Origin of the sequence: Lysinibacillus fusiformis (genome assembly GCF_002845985.1) — a bacterium.
GTDB lineage: Bacteria > Bacillota > Bacilli > Bacillales_A > Planococcaceae > Lysinibacillus > Lysinibacillus fusiformis_D.
The window spans coordinates 78530-96518 of record NZ_PDFK01000010.1 but is presented as its reverse complement, the minus strand read 5'-3'; the positions used below and the strand labels follow the sequence as shown (position 1 = coordinate 96518).

11 protein-coding genes and 1 riboswitch are annotated in these 17989 nt (G+C 36.7%); of the genes, 9 read left to right on the top strand and 2 right to left on the bottom strand.

The window, feature by feature from the left end:
* Positions 1–89: 89 nt before the first annotated feature.
* The 8 genes from comX to CRI88_RS20955 all read left to right on the top strand — a co-directional run bounded on the left by comX (position 90) and on the right by CRI88_RS20955 (position 14399).
* On the top strand, positions 90–248 hold the full coding sequence (gene comX / locus CRI88_RS20990) for a competence pheromone ComX (protein ID WP_058844011.1): 159 nt from the start codon (positions 90–92) through the stop codon (positions 246–248).
* Positions 232–2574: an ATP-binding protein gene (locus CRI88_RS20985; RefSeq protein WP_058844012.1), complete on the top strand. Its 2343-nt coding sequence runs from the start codon at positions 232–234 to the stop codon at positions 2572–2574. Before comX ends, CRI88_RS20985 begins: the two co-directional genes overlap by 17 nt.
* 216 nt (positions 2575–2790) lie before the next feature.
* Positions 2791–5850, top strand: a complete 3060-nt coding sequence (locus tag CRI88_RS20980) for a hypothetical protein (protein WP_058844013.1) — start codon at positions 2791–2793, stop codon at positions 5848–5850.
* 180 nt (positions 5851–6030) lie between these two features.
* Positions 6031–8898 (top strand): hypothetical protein, encoded by a 2868-nt coding sequence (locus tag CRI88_RS20975; protein WP_058844014.1) that lies wholly within the window; start codon positions 6031–6033, stop codon positions 8896–8898.
* A gap of 162 nt (positions 8899–9060) precedes the next feature.
* A complete protein-coding gene (locus CRI88_RS20970; protein ID WP_036122937.1) occupies positions 9061–10362 on the top strand; it encodes a hypothetical protein in 1302 nt (433 codons plus the stop codon).
* Positions 10363–10695: 333 nt separating this feature from the next.
* A complete protein-coding gene (locus CRI88_RS20965) occupies positions 10696–11916 on the top strand; it encodes an MFS transporter (RefSeq protein ID WP_058844015.1) in 1221 nt (406 codons plus the stop codon).
* 17 nt (positions 11917–11933) lie between these two features.
* Positions 11934–13349 (top strand): M20 family metallopeptidase, encoded by a 1416-nt coding sequence (locus CRI88_RS20960; protein WP_058844016.1) that lies wholly within the window; start codon positions 11934–11936, stop codon positions 13347–13349.
* Between the two features lie 84 nt (positions 13350–13433).
* Positions 13434–14399, top strand: a complete 966-nt coding sequence (locus CRI88_RS20955; protein WP_058844017.1) for a glutaminase — start codon at positions 13434–13436, stop codon at positions 14397–14399.
* 33 nt (positions 14400–14432) lie between these two features.
* Here CRI88_RS20955 and CRI88_RS20950 read toward each other — a convergent pair whose 3' ends face one another.
* Complete coding sequence (locus tag CRI88_RS20950) at positions 14433–15770, bottom strand: amino acid permease (RefSeq protein ID WP_101967014.1); 1338 nt, start codon at positions 15768–15770, stop codon at positions 14433–14435.
* A 164-nt stretch (positions 15771–15934) separates the two neighbouring features.
* Positions 15935–16011: riboswitch (glycine riboswitch) on the bottom strand.
* Positions 16012–16555: 544 nt separating this feature from the next.
* Positions 16556–16942 (bottom strand): rhodanese-like domain-containing protein, encoded by a 387-nt coding sequence (locus CRI88_RS20945; protein ID WP_036122960.1) that lies wholly within the window; start codon positions 16940–16942, stop codon positions 16556–16558.
* 212 nt (positions 16943–17154) lie between these two features.
* Between CRI88_RS20945 and CRI88_RS20940 the strand changes: the two genes are divergently transcribed.
* Complete coding sequence (locus tag CRI88_RS20940) at positions 17155–17985, top strand: lipoate--protein ligase family protein (RefSeq protein WP_036122964.1); 831 nt, start codon at positions 17155–17157, stop codon at positions 17983–17985.
* Positions 17986–17989 lie beyond the last annotated feature (4 nt).

Below are 17989 nucleotides of genomic sequence, written 5' to 3'. Positions count from 1 at the left end.
ATATGGTTAATAATTACTTTAATAAAGAACTTATTGGCAAATACTTGTAACTATAATCTTAAAAAAACTAATGAAATGAGGAGATTTTAATGATTAACGTTATTCAATATTTAGAGCAAAATCCGTCGTTGGTAACATTGTTAAAAGAAAAAAAAGCTTCTCTTATTGGTATTTCAGCACTTGAACAAAAGGCAATCTTGGATTCGTTTGATGAAGATGTTCGATTAGAAAATGGTCTTTGGTACTAAGTTAATAAAAAATAAATGGTTATGGTTTGCTATAAGTGCATATTTAATTTTGGGGATTTATTTACTTTATGTCACTTATAGCACACCTTTTTTGGGTATCAAATTACAAGAAAAAAATGATCAGTGGTTAATAATTGATCCATACTATAAAGAATGGGCAGACAAGCAAAAAATTGCTTCTGGTGACATTATTCTAGAAATTGATGGGCAAAAGATCGAGGAATTGGAGAATATTACTTATAATCCTGTCATTAGAGTTGCTAAAGAATTAACACTGTTGAAAAAAAACGGGGAAATTATACATTTACATATTGCCCCATTCGACATCCCAGAACAACTATTATATGTATTGGTAATACCAGGAAGCTTCTATTTATTAAGTTTACTTATCTCAATTTACCTATACTATAAACAAAAGAACACAAGCTTAATTAATTTACTTATTTTATTTATTCTAACTGTTTCTTTGGCTTATGTGAGTATTGGTGCATCAGGAAGGCTAAATAGTGTTGGTACAGTTGTTAATCGAAGTAGCATGTTACTTTGTCTTGTTATTTTAATACATTTTTTAAGAAATTATTTTTTATTTTTGAATTTAAAATGGGGTTTTATTCAAAAAATTAAAATATTATATTCAATACCTTTAACTATTGTTTTCCTTAGTATATTGAGTATTATTTACCCATCTACAAATCCATTATTCTCAAAAATTACTCTATTGTTATTTTTAATTTTACTAGTAGTAATTCTTTCTATACTAGGAAGAGGTTATATAATATATAAAACACCTCAGTTAAAGCTTTTTTTATTGAGCATTATTATCCCATTCTTACCATTTCTTTTTTTGTTTGCAATACCAGAAATTTTCTTTCATAAACATATACTCTCTGGTGACGTATGTTCACTTTTTTTAATGCTTATTCCATTTAGCTTCATATTCACACAGCTAACTGAACGTATTTTCGATATGGAGTATTTTATTTCTCGATTACGTTATTATTTTAATTTTTCCTTTGGCTTTACAATTTGGTTATTAGCCGGTTTATATTTATTGACCGATCTATCCATTACGCGCATGACGGAGATTTTCTTTTTTGCCTTTCTATCGTTAATGGCTTTGTTTTATATAAAAGAGCGGATTGATTATCGTAAGCGGAAAATTTTATTTTCTACAAAAGGGGATTACATCCACCGCTTGTATACAACCGTCGATAGTATTGGGAGAGTTGTAAAGATTGAGGATTTATTGGAGAAATTTGTGCAGGAGGTTGTGCTCCAGCTTGAAATGGAAAGGGTATATGTTTTAACCTATGATTTTCAAACACATCAAGTGACATTGACGAACAAATCCAAGGAATACACGCAGCATCAGATTGATGAGGTTCTAGTCGAACGATTAGGTTTAGGGGATATTAAAAAAACAGATCATTTCTATATCGCCTTTATTCATCAAGATGCAAATTATAAACGCATTCTTGTTGTGGATCATAATAAATCGATTTATCTGAAGGATGAGGAATTGTTATGGCTCGAATTGCTGCTGCTCTATTTAAATAATTTTATCGAAAATACAAAAATGGTCGAGGAGCTTTTAAATCAGTTAAAGCATATGAAAGAGGCTGATAATCGACAGCTGCCATGGCTCAACAAATTACTTTGGCTACGCTTCGAGGAAGAAAAATATCAGCTTGCTCAGGAACTTCATGATACGATTTTACAAGAACAGCTTCATATTGCGAGAGAAATGGGTGTTCTCATGCATACAAAGGAAAAAGAGGAGATCCCCACAAAACTTGTGAAGCTTCATGAACATATGCTTACCTCATTGAATGATTTAAGGGGCTATTGTGAAAATTTAAAGCCTCCACTCTTAGATACATTGGGTTTAAATGCAGCCCTTGAGAAGCTTATACAAAAAATCCATAAACGTGCTGATTTTGTTTTGATCTATACCATTGACCGTCTTTATTTAGAGGATGAGCGTTTGAATTTAATGATTTATCGACTGTTCCAAGAATTATTAAACAATGCTTTAAAGCATTCGTATGCCCATACAGTAGAAATTTATTTATTGGGTACCGAAGAGGGCTTTGAAATATTGTATACCGATGACGGGGTGGGTTGTCATATAGATGATATTTTACTTGCCGATTCTATGGGCATTCAAGGTATGCAAGAGCGAGTTCAGGCTTTTAATGGGAAATTCACCTTAGACAGCAAAGTAGGAGAAGGGATGACCATTCGAATTATCGTAAGTGAAACGAATCATACACACTCTTATACGTATAGTACCCTGAACCGTCCAACTTATATGATTCGTGGATAAGCAAATGAAGCAGAAGCACATAGGCATACTTTTTTCACCTTTTAATCTCTTCGTCGATGCTACGAATGTGGATTAGAAGGCTTTTGTTTTTTCATAACATTTTATACTAGTGAAACGCTCTCATTAGAGATCCCATTATTTGAAGTGTCATTGCTAGTAGGTGGAAAGTATTGCTATAATATGTGATATATACATAATGTAAGGAGCGGATTTTGAATGACTAAGGCAAAATTCTTATTAATGGCAGTAGCCCCAGCAGCTATTATTATGCCTATCGATGCACATGCTGCTTCAGAGCAGGTAACTATTGAAGGAAGTGGTATGGTAGGGACAGAATTAAAGGCTGATATCACCTCCTTACCAAAAGATGCTAATTATCAGTACGAATGGTATTTTGTGAAAGCGGGCGTAGAGGAGCTGCTTTCTTCACAAACTAGCAACGTCTATTTAATACCTTCAGATGCATTAGGAAAATCCATTATTGTTAAGGTTACAGATGACCGTGGGAAAATGTATGAAAGTAAAAAAATCGTTGTTAAAGGAACTCTTTCCACTGAAGGCAATGATTATGTGAATGGTAAGTTAGTCGCTAAAATTGAAGGTTTATCAAGTAACACAAATAAACCGACTGTATTTACAAATTTTCAATGGTATGTCCTAGAAGATAATAAGGCGAAACCCATTGCAAATGAAACGAAATTAGAGCTCGTTATACCACCTTTAGCTGCTGATAAACTGATCTTTGTGGAGGCCAAAACAGAAGATGGATTGGTATATGTAAGTCCGAATAAAAAGATTCAGAAGCTGAATTTAAGTATAGAAGCAATTGAATTTGAAGGCTTCACAGGTGGAGATTTTGTCGTGCCTGGAGATACGCTTAAAGTGAAAATCCCTGTTGTTACAACAGAAACGGATACTTCACAAAAAATCACGTTAGAGTCGAAACAAATTTCGTTTACCTATCAATGGCTATATAAGGTAGGAAGTAGTTATTCTATCATCCCCAATGCCTCCACTCCTTCCTATATGATTCCTAAAGATACACAGGATTCAGCAATGAAGGATATTGTGGTGAAGGTTACTGCAAAAGTGGGAGATCAAGTGATTTCTGGTATTGCCGTAACGCCAATCCGTATTTCAGACAATCACATAAAAGCTATTGAAAAACAAATTGCCACGTTGCTCACAATGGATACCCAAAAACGTGTTATCTATAGAGAAGATATAAAGTCAGTTCTATCTCAGATAGACAATCAATATCAAAAATTAACACCAGCAGCAAAGGCACAGGTGACAAACTACTCGATATTGCAGCGTGCTGTAGCTGATATTGCCAAAGTAGAGCGTCTTGCAGCGCAAATAAAAGCATTAGATGGAAAGAGTAGCCTCCAACAGCTTCAACAACTAAAGGCTGAATATGATCAACTGGATTATTTACAACGAAGCTTAGATGCTGGTAATATTTATCAGCAAATAGTAGATTTATTGCTGAAAAATCCAGATAGTCAAAAGGAGCTTGCAAAGCTTGGTGAAATCAATAGACTGATTACAGAGTTATTGGGAGACGGTATGGATCCGATCCCACAATACGCTTCAGAAACAACGAATGTCTTAGCGGAAAAAATAGCAGATATAGATGCTAAAATTAATGCCCTTTTACCGGAGTATAAAACGGTTGTGCAAAATCAAGCCATTTTAACAATGGCAAAAGCAGATTTAAAAAGTGCACAAAAATTTGAAAAGCTATTTGATAAATTGCAAGGACAGACGCCTAAACAAAAGGTAGCAACAGCTAAAAGCATTCGGTCAGCCTATTTGAAGCTGAACTTACGTCAGCAAGGATTGGTAGAATATAAGCTACCCCTTCTAGTGGAAGCTGAAAACGCAGAACGTACGACAATCGAAGAGCTGGAGCAATTGCTAGCCGAGGTGAAAGGGGCAGCAGGATTAGCGAATGAATGGGAAACACTTAAATCGAAAGTCAATACCATCATCTCACTGCAAAAAAGTTTAAAGTCCTATAATGATATGGCGACAAAAAACGAAATGCTTCAAATGCAAAAGGATTTAAAGGCAGCTGAAAAAGTCATTATCCAAATAGAAAAATATAAGGCGCTATTGAAACCTGAAACGAAATTTAACAAAATACAGTCGGCCTTTCATTCTGCATTAAAAGCGTATAATAAATTAACTATATCTCAGCAAAAGTATGTTTATAATGCTACTCTTTTGAATGAAATTCCTACGAATAATGAGATTCCTGGTGAGACAAGTAACGATGCAACTGCAGGTAAGAAATTCAGTGATGACATTAAAAATGCTCTTAACGATTCGTCTGACTTTGAAAGCTATGCTAGAGCTGTGGACGAATTAGTCAATAAATATAAAGAGTTGCCTAAAGGCGTAAAGAAATATGTGATAAATTATGCAGACTTAAAAGCTGCCGAAGCCAATGTGAGAGCGGTCCGATCCTTTGATAAGAAGGTCAATGAGGCATTATCTGTGGCAGATTCCACTAAACAATATTCGAAGCTACAGGCTGTTCAAAAAGCATACAGCAAATTAAATGCCATTCAGCAAGAATTAGCTCAACCTCTTTATGTAAAAATCAGCAATAAAATCGAAGAATATACAGAGAATTATAACGACTTAAATAAAGAACTTATGGATGCAAATGGCTATATTTTTTCGCTAAATGAAGTAAAGGATATGATTAACAAGTACAATGCTCTTTCCTCTACTGAGAAAAAACTAATTACCAATGCTCAGGATCTTAAACAAGCAATAAGTGACGTCAAAGCTGTTGAGTCCTTTATTAAGAAATTCCAGACGAATCTAGAAAAAAATCCATCGGCGATTATGAAAGATTTTCGAAAGCTCACAACGCTACAGATTAGTTTATTAGAGGGCTATGAGGCCGAGATGAATGGACAGTTAACGAGTTTATTGGAAGAGATTCAAAAAATGGAAACAAGTGAGCAAACAGCCAATGATGTCGTATTAAAGATCATTGATTCAATCAATGAATTGCAAGTAGATGGATATTATGTGTCCGACTTAGAAAATCGATTGATCGCTATAAAGGATAACTATAATAGCTTAACAGCTATGCAACAAAAACTTGTCAAAAATTATAGCAAGCTTACACAGGCTGAAAGTGATCTACAAAAAGTGAAAGAAGTAATATTACTTAAAGATGATGAGGAAGCATGGCAAAAGGCATATAATAAATTATCTAAGAAATTAGAACAGCTATATGAATCAATAAACTCATAATAAACAGCAATCTAGCAGTCAATCTCTGCTAGATTTTTTATTGTTTAATCAAAATATTATTATTGTCTTAATATTAATTCAGGAGAAAATACACTTTTTAGAATTCTTTCTGCAGAACAAAGGAAATTATGGCTTTATGGTCGATATAATTCATTAGATGGATAGAGGAGGTTAATCGATTTGAATAAGAAATTATTTTTAACAGCAGCAGCTATTCCTGTAGCACTTATTGTACCAACTGTAGCAAGTGCAGCAGAAACGGTTATCATTACTGGACAAAATATTGTCAATGAAACATTAACAGTTGATAAATTGCCAGAAAATACAGTAGTTAATGCTTATCAATGGTATTATTTAGAGAAAATTGATGGTGAAGATGGTTCAAAAAATACGACGAATAAGCCAATTTCAGGTGCTACATCGTCTACTTTAAAAGTACCGGTTGAAGCGGCTGGAAAATCAATTTTCGTGGAGGCTACTACAACTGATGGTAAAAAGTTTCAAAGTGAAACACGTAAGATTAATCAATTAGATCTTGAGATAACAGCTCCAACGCTGGAGGGCTATTCCGCTTCTGATTTTGTTGCACCTGGGGAAACCGTTAAAGTGGCAGGTGTTACTGTAACGGATAAAGCAGGCGCGAAATTACAGAGTGGCCAAATTACATATAGTTATCAATGGTTTTATAAACTTGGTGATAGTTCCTTTACCATTATTGAGGGAGCCGCTGGTGGCACATATACAATACCAAAGGATGCCATTGAAAAGGGCATCAAAGATATTATTGTCAAAGTAAAAGCACAGGTAGGTACTGCGTTTGTGGAGTCAGATTTTTCTACCGCTATTACTGTATCTAAAGAACCAACGGATACGTTAATGAATGATATTAAGGCCTTACTGGTGCATGATAATCAATATAATGTATCGAGCCTAGAGTCATTTAAGGGACAGCTAACAGCATTAGAAAGTAAATATCAAGCCTTATCAGTACCAGCTAAAGCAAATGTGTCCAATTATGAAGTCCTAAAGAGAGCACTTGCTGATGTGGAACTAGTCAGTAAATTAGAAGAAAAAGTCGATAAAATAAAGGACGTTAATGAAAAAGACAGACCTAAATATATTCAAGAAATTGAAGAGGCATATAATAAGCTCGATCAGTTACAACGTAGCTTAGATGTGAATGATACCCTATATACGAACATTAAAGATCTTTTAAATGAGCCAAATGACCTTGAGGAAATAACAGAAGTACGAAGACTAAATCAAGCAATTGTTCATTTACTATCCTATGAGAATTCTCTCGCGCAATATGTACCTTCAGATAAGGATGCCCTACAAACGCTAGTTACTAGCATTGAAGCGGATATCGCAAAGCTATCCCAAAATTACCGAGGCGCTATTCAAAATCAGACTATTTTAACGGAAGCTAAAGCGGATATTAAAAAGGTTGAGCAATTTATTAAGTCATTTGATAAATTATCACCAAACAATACGCCGAATAAGCAAGTTACGGCTGCCAAGTCCATTCGTTCTGCCTATGAAAAATTAACATATAAGCAATTAAAATTAGTATCAGATACGTATTTGCAGCGTTTAACAGTTGCAGAAAGTGCTGAAGAAAGTCAAATTGCTGCACTAAATCATGATATAGACAGCTATATTGGCGATGATATCTATCCAATCAATCCATCGGCTAGTTCATGGCAAAGTCATGTCAATAATGTTAATCGAATGATTAAAGAATATAAGAGCTTAACGAAAGCGTCAGCAGCACAAATTATTGGATATGATGATCTTGTCACGCTACAAAAGGATTTGAAAACGGCTGAAAAAGTAATAAAAGATATGGACGCTTATCAGAAGTTGATGGGCATAACAGGTGTTAAGGAAAGTAAATTGACTTCAAGTTATTCCAGTGCGTTAAAAGCTTATAATAAGCTGACGACATTACAACAGTCTCTTGTATATAATGCAGATGATTTTTTACTGAATACGCCAAAAGTTTCGATTGATGACAATGGTAAAGTGCCTGCTGATAAGGCAGCAGCTGAGGCTTTAAAGGCGAATATCGCGAAATTGGCAAATGTTACTACATTTACATTTAAACAATTGGAATCTGCTGTTGATACAGCATCAGAATCCTATAAAGCACTATCTTCTGGTGGAAGAAAATACGTGACGAATTATTACTTATTAACAGCGGCGAAGAAGGATATTTCAGGTGTAAAATCATTCCATAAAAAAGTACAGACAGCTAGAGAAGAAACAGATGCTGCGAAACAAGCTAAAAAAATTGAAACGGTGCAAAAGGCTTATGCAAAATTACCTGCAAATCAGCAGCATTTAGCAAAAGAACAGTATGAAGCTTTATTAAATAATCAAATTATCGATGAAAATGCACCGAATATCACACAGCTAAATAATGAAATTGCAACAATCGTTTCAAATGATCTCTATACCGTTTCAATGGAAAAAATTCAAAATCTTTCTACACAATATAGTAGCCTTAGCTCAAGTGATAAAAAGCTGATTACGAATTATGATATTTTAAAAGCTGCAATAGCTGATGTGAAAAAAGTAGAATCCTTTATGAAGACCTATGAAAAATCGTTTAGTAGTAATCTGAGCACAGTCATTAAGGCATTTGAAAAGCTAACGTCTAAACAAGTGAGTCTTATTGATGCGGCGACTAGACAATTAATTATGGAGAAGCAACAAGGTCAGCAACAAACGAATGAAAATGCTTTAATGTTAATTGAATCCATAAATTCTCTACTTGTAAAAGGCGAGTATGTGGATGGTTTAGAGGACAAAGTGAAAGAAATTCGTGCCAAGTATGATGAATTAAGTGCTACTGATAAGAAAATTGTTAAAAATTATTCGAAGCTAACTCAGGCTGAAAATGATTTGAAAAAGGTAGCAGAAGTCCATGCTTTATACAAAGCAGATGGCGATGATGCGGCTCGGAAGGCATGGCAAACTGCCTATGGTAAGCTTTCCAAAAAATTAGAATTACTTTATACAAAAATGTATCCAACTGAAAAATAATTTTTATTCAAAGATGGCCCCGAACTATTTTCGGGGCTTTTCTTTATACAGGAAGCCATTTTTATTTGTCTTGTCATTTAATTGTCCGCTATACTATGTACAACAGAGAAAGAAAATTTTTACATAACGATTGCAGTTGCACAAAGAAGGTAGGAACGAAAGATGTATAAAATAGGTGTTGTTGGTCCCGTTAAATCCGTTGAAAGAATTATTGCATTAGCACGGGAAATTGAACAGGATATGGAATTTATTCCGTATGTTTATGAAGTAGCAACTGAAACAAAGCATCTAGTAGAGAAACATAATCAGGACGTGGATTTCTGGCTATTTTCTGGCTATATCCCTTATAAGCTTGCTCGTCAAACGAATGTTTCTCAGGAGAAATTGGCTCATATTATTTTTTCAGAGGCTGCCATTTATCGTGGATTTTTAGAGCAGTCCTATCAACAAAAAAAGTTTATTGAAAATGTTAGTATCGATATCATCCCATCCCCTTCTCAAATGGCGTCAGAGAGTCTCGCGGAGATTCAGCACAATGTAAATCACATGTATTTAAAGGAATTCGATGTGGCCATTGATCCGCAGGAGTTATTTAATTTCCACTATAGTCTCTGGCAGGAAGGAAAGATTGATTTTGCCATTACTTGCTATCCTTCTGTTGATGAAGAGCTGAGGAAACAGGGTGTTCCATCTTATTGGGTTTCACCGACGAAAACGGAAATTTATCATACCGTTCAGCTTTTTACTGAAAAAATCAAAACATCCTACTATAAAGAAACACAAATTGGTGCAGTTATGCTTGAAATAAAGGACTTCGATTCATTGAAAGAGCGCATGAAGCAAGGTTATCGCATTCAATATTTAGAATTGCGCACGAAGGAATATTTGCTCCAGCTTTGTGAACAGATAGATGGCTCTCTTATTGAAGAGGGAAATGGAAAGTATACTATTTTTAGTACAAGGGGAGCCATCGAAGGACAAATAAAATTTTTACAAGAAAAAATGTACCAGCTGTCGATCGAAATGGAAGCAAAGGTGACAGCAGGCATTGGCTTTGCTCAAACGGTATTTAATGCCGAGTTACATGCACATCGAGGACTAAGACAGACAAAGGAAAATGAAGCGATTGATATTGTCATGATTCAGGATGATGGCACGATTATTGAATCGGTTGGGAATGTAGAAGAGCTTGCTTATTCCTATCGAGCAGAAGATCCTTATATTTTAGAAAAACTAAAAAAGGGTAATATTAGTATTAAAACGTATATGAAAATAAATGCACTCGTGCAGAAAATGCACTGGAAGCATTTCACAACAAAGGATTTAGCGACACAGCTTCAAATGAGCGAAAGAAATGCCCAACGGATCGTAGCTGATTTATGTAATGTAGATTTAGCGAGAATCTGTGGAGAAGAGTTACAGCATACACGTGGTAGACCAATAAAAATGTATCAGCTTGTTTAGAATCTTGCAAAAATGTCCCAAACCATTAAATGGTTTGGGGCATTTTTTTGCTATTTTTAGAATTAGGCATTTTTTGAGCAACCCAGCTACATCAACGAATTGTACACCTTTTTAGTAAATCAAAGACGATTATCTATTAGAAATTTTCAAAAAAATATTGTCATTTCATAGAACTTTGATTATTATACGAATATATAACGAAAATGTCGGTATATAAAAGGGGTGTTGATTTTACTAGTTATGGCAAGGGGGCAAAGATCATCAAGAACAATAAGAGCAATGAAGCAAACATTGCAATCAAGAAAATGTTTCTGATCAATGGGAGGGATATGAATGACAGCAAATGAAGTAACGAAAAAATCTAGAAATGTCATCCTTGCACTATTATTTTTAGGTTGGTCTTTAGGTAATTTAGATCGCTACATTATGAACTATGCAGTTGTATCGATTACGGGTGATTTGCAACTGGATGCATCTTCTACGGGTATCATTTTAAGCGCTTTCTTTTTAGGCTATGCCATTATGCAAATACCAGGTGGCTGGCTGGCAGATAAATTTGGCGCTAAAAGAATTTTATTGATGGCTGTTATTATGTGGTCTATTTTTACGGGTCTAACAGCGATTGCTTGGTCATTAACAGCGATGATTGTGATTCGATTTTTATTTGGGATTGGCGAGGGTGGATTTCAGCCAGCAAGCTCTAAAATTATTGCCACAATCTTCCCAAAAGAGGAAAGAGGCAGAGCGATGTCCATCATGCTTACTTCTGGTGGCATTGTTTCACTCATCGTGCCGCTGCTAGCAGCTTATTTATTAGGGACGATTGGCTGGCGCATGATGTTTATCATTATTGGAGCTATTGGCGCTATTATTGCCTTTTTATATTGGAAATATATTAAACTTCCACAAAACGAAGCAGAAGATGCTAGTACAGAAAATTCTGCACACAAAGTGAACTTTAAAGAACTATTGAAAACACCGTTGATGTGGAATTTAATTATTGCTTATTTCTGTATTTATGCCGTGAACTGGGGCTTGGTTTCCTGGATTCCGACTTATCTGCAAAAAAATCGCGGATTGGATCTAATGTCCATTGGCTGGGCACAAACAATTCCTGCCATTACAACGATTATTGGTGTGTATGGTAGTGGATATATCATTGATAAGCTACCAAAAGGAATGGAGAAAGTGTTAGGCTCCATCTCCTGTGCAGTTATTGGTCTTTTATTGTATTTAATGTTTACTGCAAAAACAGTGACGTTATTTATTGGTTATCAAACAGTTGTTTCTATCTTTATTGCGTTTGTCATTACATTACTACCTGTTATTGTACTGAAGAAATTACCCTCTTCTATTACAGGCTCGGCAATGGGGATTGCGAATACAGGGGGGCAATTAGCGGGCTTTGTCACGCCAATGGCGATTGGATTTATGGTCGATGCCTTTAATGGCTCCTTTGATGCAGCCTTTTGGATGTTAATTGGCTTTGCGCTTATCTGTATTGTGTCGCTTGTCACCCTAAATGACCAAAAAGGAATATTGTTGAAAGCATAAAAATTGGAGGGATAAAAATGAGTTTTCATGAAAAAATTTCTGCGTTAATTGAAGCCAAACAAGAGGCAAGTATAGCATTAAGTGATGCTATTTGGGCTGTGCCTGAGCTTCATTTTCAAGAGAAAAAATCCATGCAATATATGAAAGAGGCGTTAGAGAAAGAGGGCTTTCAAACAGAGGTTGGCGTTGCTGGACTTGAAACGGCGCTTGTTGGGACTTTTGGTTGTGGAAAGCCTGTCATTGCCTTTTTAGGTGAATATGATGCACTTCCCGGTTTGAGTCAAAAAGGTGGGGCGACACAACATGAACCTCTTGAGAATGGTGGAAGCGGACATGGCTGTGGTCATAATTTATTAGGAACAGGTGCATTTGCAGCTGCTGTTGCAGTGAAGGATTACTTAGAGCAAAATCATCAATCAGCAACAATCCGTTTTTATGGCTGTCCTGCAGAGGAAAATGGATCTGGTAAAGCTTATATGGCGAAAGCTGGTCTTTTTGACGATGTGGATATTGCAATCTCTTGGCATCCAGGTACATTTTCAACGGTTATGACTTGTAGCTCTCTAGCAAACTATGCCGCAACTTTTAAGTTTACAGGCAAAAGTGCACATGCAGCAGCCGCACCGCACCTTGGAAGAAGCGCTTTAGATGCTGTTGAGCTTATGAATGTTGGGGTAAATTATTTACGAGAGCATATCATTCCAGAAGCTCGTGTCCATTACGCTATTACGAATTCAGGTGGAACTTCACCAAATGTAGTCCAACCATATGCAGAGGTAACGTACCTGATTAGAGCACCTAAAAAGCAGCAAGTGCAGGAAATTTATCAGCGCGTTGAAAATATTGCTAAGGGTGCCACACTGATGACAGGCACATCAGTGGAAGTTGATTTTGAAGGTGCTGCTTCAAATCTGATTACAAATAAAACGCTTTATGATGTGATGTATCAACAAATACTTGAAATTGGCATGCCACACTATACAATAGAGGATGAGCAGTATGCGCAGGCTATTTTCAATACGTTTACTCCTGAAGTACAAGCCGCCTCATTAATAGGCTTGCGTAAAGAAGACGTCAAGCAATTACAGGGAAAAGTGATTGCTGATCACGTTCCAGGCATGCTACCCGAATTTATTATGGGTGGCTCAACAGATGTAGGAGATGTCAGCTGGAATGTACCAACTGTACAATGTACAACGGTATGTATGGCATTAGGAACACCACTACATACATGGCAGGTTGTCTCTCAAGGAGTTATGCCAATCGCGCATAAAGGGATGCTACAGGCGGCTAAAATCATGGCTTGTACGGCTATTGCGGTGCTTAATAATCCAGCCTATATCGAGGAAGCGAAAAAGGAATGGCAGGAACGTCTTGATGGAGAAACATATGTATCATTAATTCCAGAGGGAACACAGCCTCCTAAGCTATAAAAGGCTAGCGACATTGGATGGAGTCTTCATAGGAGAACTATGAAGGCTCTGTTTTTGCCTCATTTTTGAAAGGAGAACACAAACATGTCAATACAACCACATCAGCAGGATCACCTTATGACACAATGGGTATCGCAGTTTCGCACTGCTGCTAAAGAAGGTCAATGTGCTAGCTATATCCCTGCTTTAGCCAAAAAAGATCCGAACCAATTAGCGATTGCGATAATCGGTTCAAATGGCAGCGAAATCAAAGCAGGAGATACTACAGAACTATTTACACTTCAAAGTGTTTCTAAAGTGATCACATTTATATTAGCCTGTATGGATCGAGGTTTACCTTATGTACTAGAAAGAGTAGATGTGGAACCAACAGGGGATACGTTCAACTCTATTATTCGCTTAGAAAGCCATCAACCAGGGAAACCGTTTAATCCAATGATAAACGCTGGGGCCATTACGGTGTCCTCGATGCTGGCTGGTCATTCACCGCAAGAGAAGGTCATAAAAATTCTACAATTTTTAGAACAAATCATTGGCAAGCAATTAAGTATTAATGAAGAGGTATTTCAATCAGAATGGCAAACCGCCAATCGTAATCGAGCATTGGCCTACTATTTAATGGATTCAGGCTTCCTAGATTGTCCAGTAGAGGCGGCACTTGAGGTGTATTTGAAGCAATGTGCAATTGAAGTCAATGTATCAGATTTAGCGATGATTGGCTTAGTCATTGCCAATGATGGCTACCATCCATTGTTAAAGAAACAGCTATTTCCTAAACAAGTGGCGAAATTAGCAAAGGCCTTGATGGTGACATGCGGTATGTACAATGCTTCAGGGAAGTTTGCAGCCTTTATTGGCCTGCCTGCTAAAAGTGGTGTTTCCGGTGCGATTCTTACAGCTGTTCCAGGTCATGCAGGCTTGAATTCCCCATTTCCTACTGGCTGTGGTATCGGTATTTATGGGCCAGCAATCGATCCAATAGGAAACAGTGTGGCTGGTGTGCAGTTACTAAAGCATTTAGCGACAGAATGGGATATGACTATTTTTTAATGCGTGAAGATGACTTCAGCACTTAGGCTGAGGTCATCTTTTTTTCATATTATAAAGAATGAATAAGGCGATAAACCAAATTGGTGTTAATAGTAGAGCTGTACGTGTAGCCTCAGAAATAAACATTATAAGTAAGAGAAAGGCAAAGAATGCTAGAATTACATAGTTGATAAAAGGTGTCAGTGGTGCTTTAAATTTCGATGCTTCATGTAAGGCACGGTTTTTTCGTTGATAAATAATGTGAGAAATAACGATAATGCTCCACACCCAAATAAAACAAATCGCACTAATCGTCGTCACAATACTAAAGGCATTTTCTGGCATCAGCTTACTTAGCAATGCACCTACTGATACAACAATAGCAGAAATAACGAGTGCATTACTTGGCACGCTGTTTTTGTTGAGCTTGGCAAATGTAGGTGATGCTTGTTTATTTTTCCCAAGATTAAAGAGCATCCGACTTGTTGAAAATAAACCACTATTACCTGCTGAAGCGGCTGAAGTGAGTACAACAAAATTTATAATACCCGCAGCAATCGGAATACCAGCCAGTGTAAATACTTGTACAAAAGGACTGCTGGAGGCAGACATTTCATACCATGGATTGATACATAAAATCACAAACAATGCACCTACATAAAAGAGTAAAATACGAAATGGAATTTTATTAATGGCAGAGGGAATATTTTTTTGAGGATCTGCTGTCTCAGCTGCTGAAACCCCCACTAATTCCACGCCAACAAAAGCAAATACAACCATTTGGAAAGCCATTAAAAAGCCGTACATTCCATTTGGAAATAGACCACCGTGTGCCCAAAGATTTTCCACTGCTACCGTTCCTGAGCTAGTTTGAAAGCCTGTTACAATCATAATCAGTCCGATGATGATAAGAACCACAATCGTAATCACTTTAATGATGGCAAACCAAAATTCCAATTCACCAAAAAGTTTAACAGTTAATAAATTGAGTAGTAATAACAAGATTAAGCAACCAATGGCTGGCATCCATTGGGGGATATCAAACCAATATTGTGTATAAACCCCCACCGCGATAATGTCCGCCATAGCTGTCATAATCCAACAGAACCAATATGTCCAACCTGTCACATAACCTGCCCAAGGACCTATGTATTCGGATGCAAAATCCGTAAATGATGTATAGCCTGCATTGGATAATAGCAGCTCACCTAATGCACGCATCACAAAAAATAAGGCGGTACCGACAATTAAGTAGGCAAGGATGATAGAAGGGCCTGCAAGGGCAATGGCTTTGCCAGAGCCTAAAAATAAACCCGTCCCAATTGTTCCACCAATGGCAATAAGCTGCACATGGCGATTTTTTAAATCTCGTTTTAATTGTTGCTGTTCCACGTTAATCCCCCTCAAAGATACATAAAAAACTATGACTGGAAAAACAAAAAGAGACTAGTTGTGACACTAGTCTCGGAAAAACGTCAGAATAACAAATACCATTTAGTCACGAATGTTACACGAAATAGATGTACTATTCGTGTGACATCGCTAATAAAAGCGGATATTACTCCTCTGTCCTTTTGCCTGAGATAGTGAACCCTTCGGCGACGCACATGGCGCTCTCTCCAGAACTGCTCCTGCTATAGTTTAATCCATAGCATTCATAGCTTATTAACTTCATAATCAATTATTATTGTAAGATATTATACATCCTATCAGTGCTCGTCCCATTATTCAATAATAAATTCTGACTATTTTCAGAAAAATAGCAGAATAGGACGCAATATGCTAAATCTCTAACGAAAAATAGTATTTTTGAACATACAAAATATTTGATGGGATGCCATGTGGAAGATTTGCATAAAGATAGTGTTGGCGTGGTTGATTTTGTAGGGAGCTCACTCCTAACGTGTAGAAGGGGGGCTATGGGGGAACCGATTCCTAAGTGACATTAATTCGCTCAAAGAACGGATCATTTACAGTCAGGAATTGTTAGTAAGAATGAGCTATATATTTTGTCTGTCGTCGCTATCCTTTTTTCTGTCCAATGCATGATTAGAGACTTGGTGAACAAAAAGCTAGTACTTAATCATTTGCAATAGATATAATATAGTAGAAACTTTGAATTTTTAAAAAAAGAAGCCGTCTCATAGTTCTTTGAGACGGCTTTTGTCATGTAGACATTAATATTTTTTTGCTTTTATTTTACCTGTCCAAGTTTTGAATCCACCTTGAAGTTGGTAAATTTGGTTGTACCCACGTTTTTTAAGAAATAGTGCAGCACGTGAGCTACGGCCTGTATTTTGACAGTATAGATATACTGGTAAATCTGGGCGGATTTCTTTATAACGTTGACGTAGTGTTGTGGAAGGAACATTTCGTGCACCAAGAATATGACCAGCATCAAATTCTTTTTGTTCACGTACATCGATTAGCTGGGCTTTACGATAGCCTTCTATGAATTGCTCTTGTGTTAAGTTGGTTACGGCTTTTTTGAGTCGTAGTGCATTAATACCGATATATGCAATTATGACTACTAAAACGACACCGATTGTGATAAGTATGTCCAAGATTTTCTTACCCCTTTCTATCTTCTCTATTATTATAAAAGATGCGCTAGCGATAGTCCAATGAGTTTGATAAAATTAACTAGGTTGTGGCGAATTCGGCTATATCATTACGAAAGTACATCGTTAGCAACTTACACTGTAGCTAATTTTTGAGAGGTTTGAACCACAGGTGGGGCCTGAGGGATCATTTTATATTTGTAGGAGATGAACATATGACAACTTGGTATTTTCTAAATTCAGGGAAATGTAGTCCTTCTTTTAATATGGCACTAGATGAAGCATTACTTGACTGGCATAGTGAGGGGTTAATTCCACCAGTGATTCGTTTTTACGAGTGGGAGCCTGCGACACTATCGATTGGTTATTTTCAACAGGCTAAAAGAGATATTAATTTAGATGCTGTACGTGAGCAAGGCTTAGGCTTTGTGCGTCGTCCAACGGGTGGACGAGCTGTCTTGCATGAGCATGAACTCACATATAGTGTCATCGTTACGGAAAGCTATCCGGATATGCCAGAGTCTGTGACAGAGGCATACCGTGTATTAAGTGAGGGAATCTTGCAAGGTTTCCATAATCTTGGGATGGATGCTTATTTTAGTGTACCTGATACAGAGGAGAAAAGAGCTGACCTCAAGAGTCCGAAAAGTGCTGTTTGCTTTGATGCGCCAAGTTGGTATGAGCTGGTCGTTGAAGGAAAAAAAATAGCGGGAAGTGCTCAAACACGTCAAAAGGGTGTTATTTTACAGCACGGCGCCATTTTATTAGATTTAGACCAGGAGAAACTATTATCCGTATTTAATTTCTCAAGCGAAGAAGCGAAGAATCGTATGCGCAGAAAGTTACCGGAAAAGGCGGTTGCCATCAACAGTCTTGTTAAAGAACCAGTAACAGTTGAACAATGTGTAACAGCTTTTCGTGATGGGTTTGCAAAATCGTTGCAAATTGAATTAAAACCATTTACACTTTCTGAGGAGCAGTTAGAATATGTTCGTGCATTAGAAGAAAAAAAATATGCAAATGATGAATGGAACTTTAAAAAGTAAAAAA

Excerpts from the sequence above, each read along its gene's own strand:
- CRI88_RS20985 (WP_058844012.1), top strand. The coding sequence starts at position 232 with ATGGTCTTTGGTACTAAGTTAATAAAAAATAAATGGTTATGGTTTGCT.
- CRI88_RS20960 (WP_058844016.1), top strand. The coding sequence starts at position 11,934 with ATGAGTTTTCATGAAAAAATTTCTGCGTTAATTGAAGCCAAACAAGAG.
- CRI88_RS20965 (WP_058844015.1), top strand. The coding sequence starts at position 10,696 with ATGACAGCAAATGAAGTAACGAAAAAATCTAGAAATGTCATCCTTGCA.
- CRI88_RS20980 (WP_058844013.1), top strand. The coding sequence starts at position 2,791 with ATGACTAAGGCAAAATTCTTATTAATGGCAGTAGCCCCAGCAGCTATT.
- CRI88_RS20955 (WP_058844017.1), top strand. The coding sequence starts at position 13,434 with ATGTCAATACAACCACATCAGCAGGATCACCTTATGACACAATGGGTA.
- CRI88_RS20970 (WP_036122937.1), top strand. The coding sequence starts at position 9,061 with ATGTATAAAATAGGTGTTGTTGGTCCCGTTAAATCCGTTGAAAGAATT.
- CRI88_RS20940 (WP_036122964.1), top strand. The coding sequence starts at position 17,155 with ATGACAACTTGGTATTTTCTAAATTCAGGGAAATGTAGTCCTTCTTTT.
- comX (WP_058844011.1), top strand. The coding sequence starts at position 90 with ATGATTAACGTTATTCAATATTTAGAGCAAAATCCGTCGTTGGTAACA.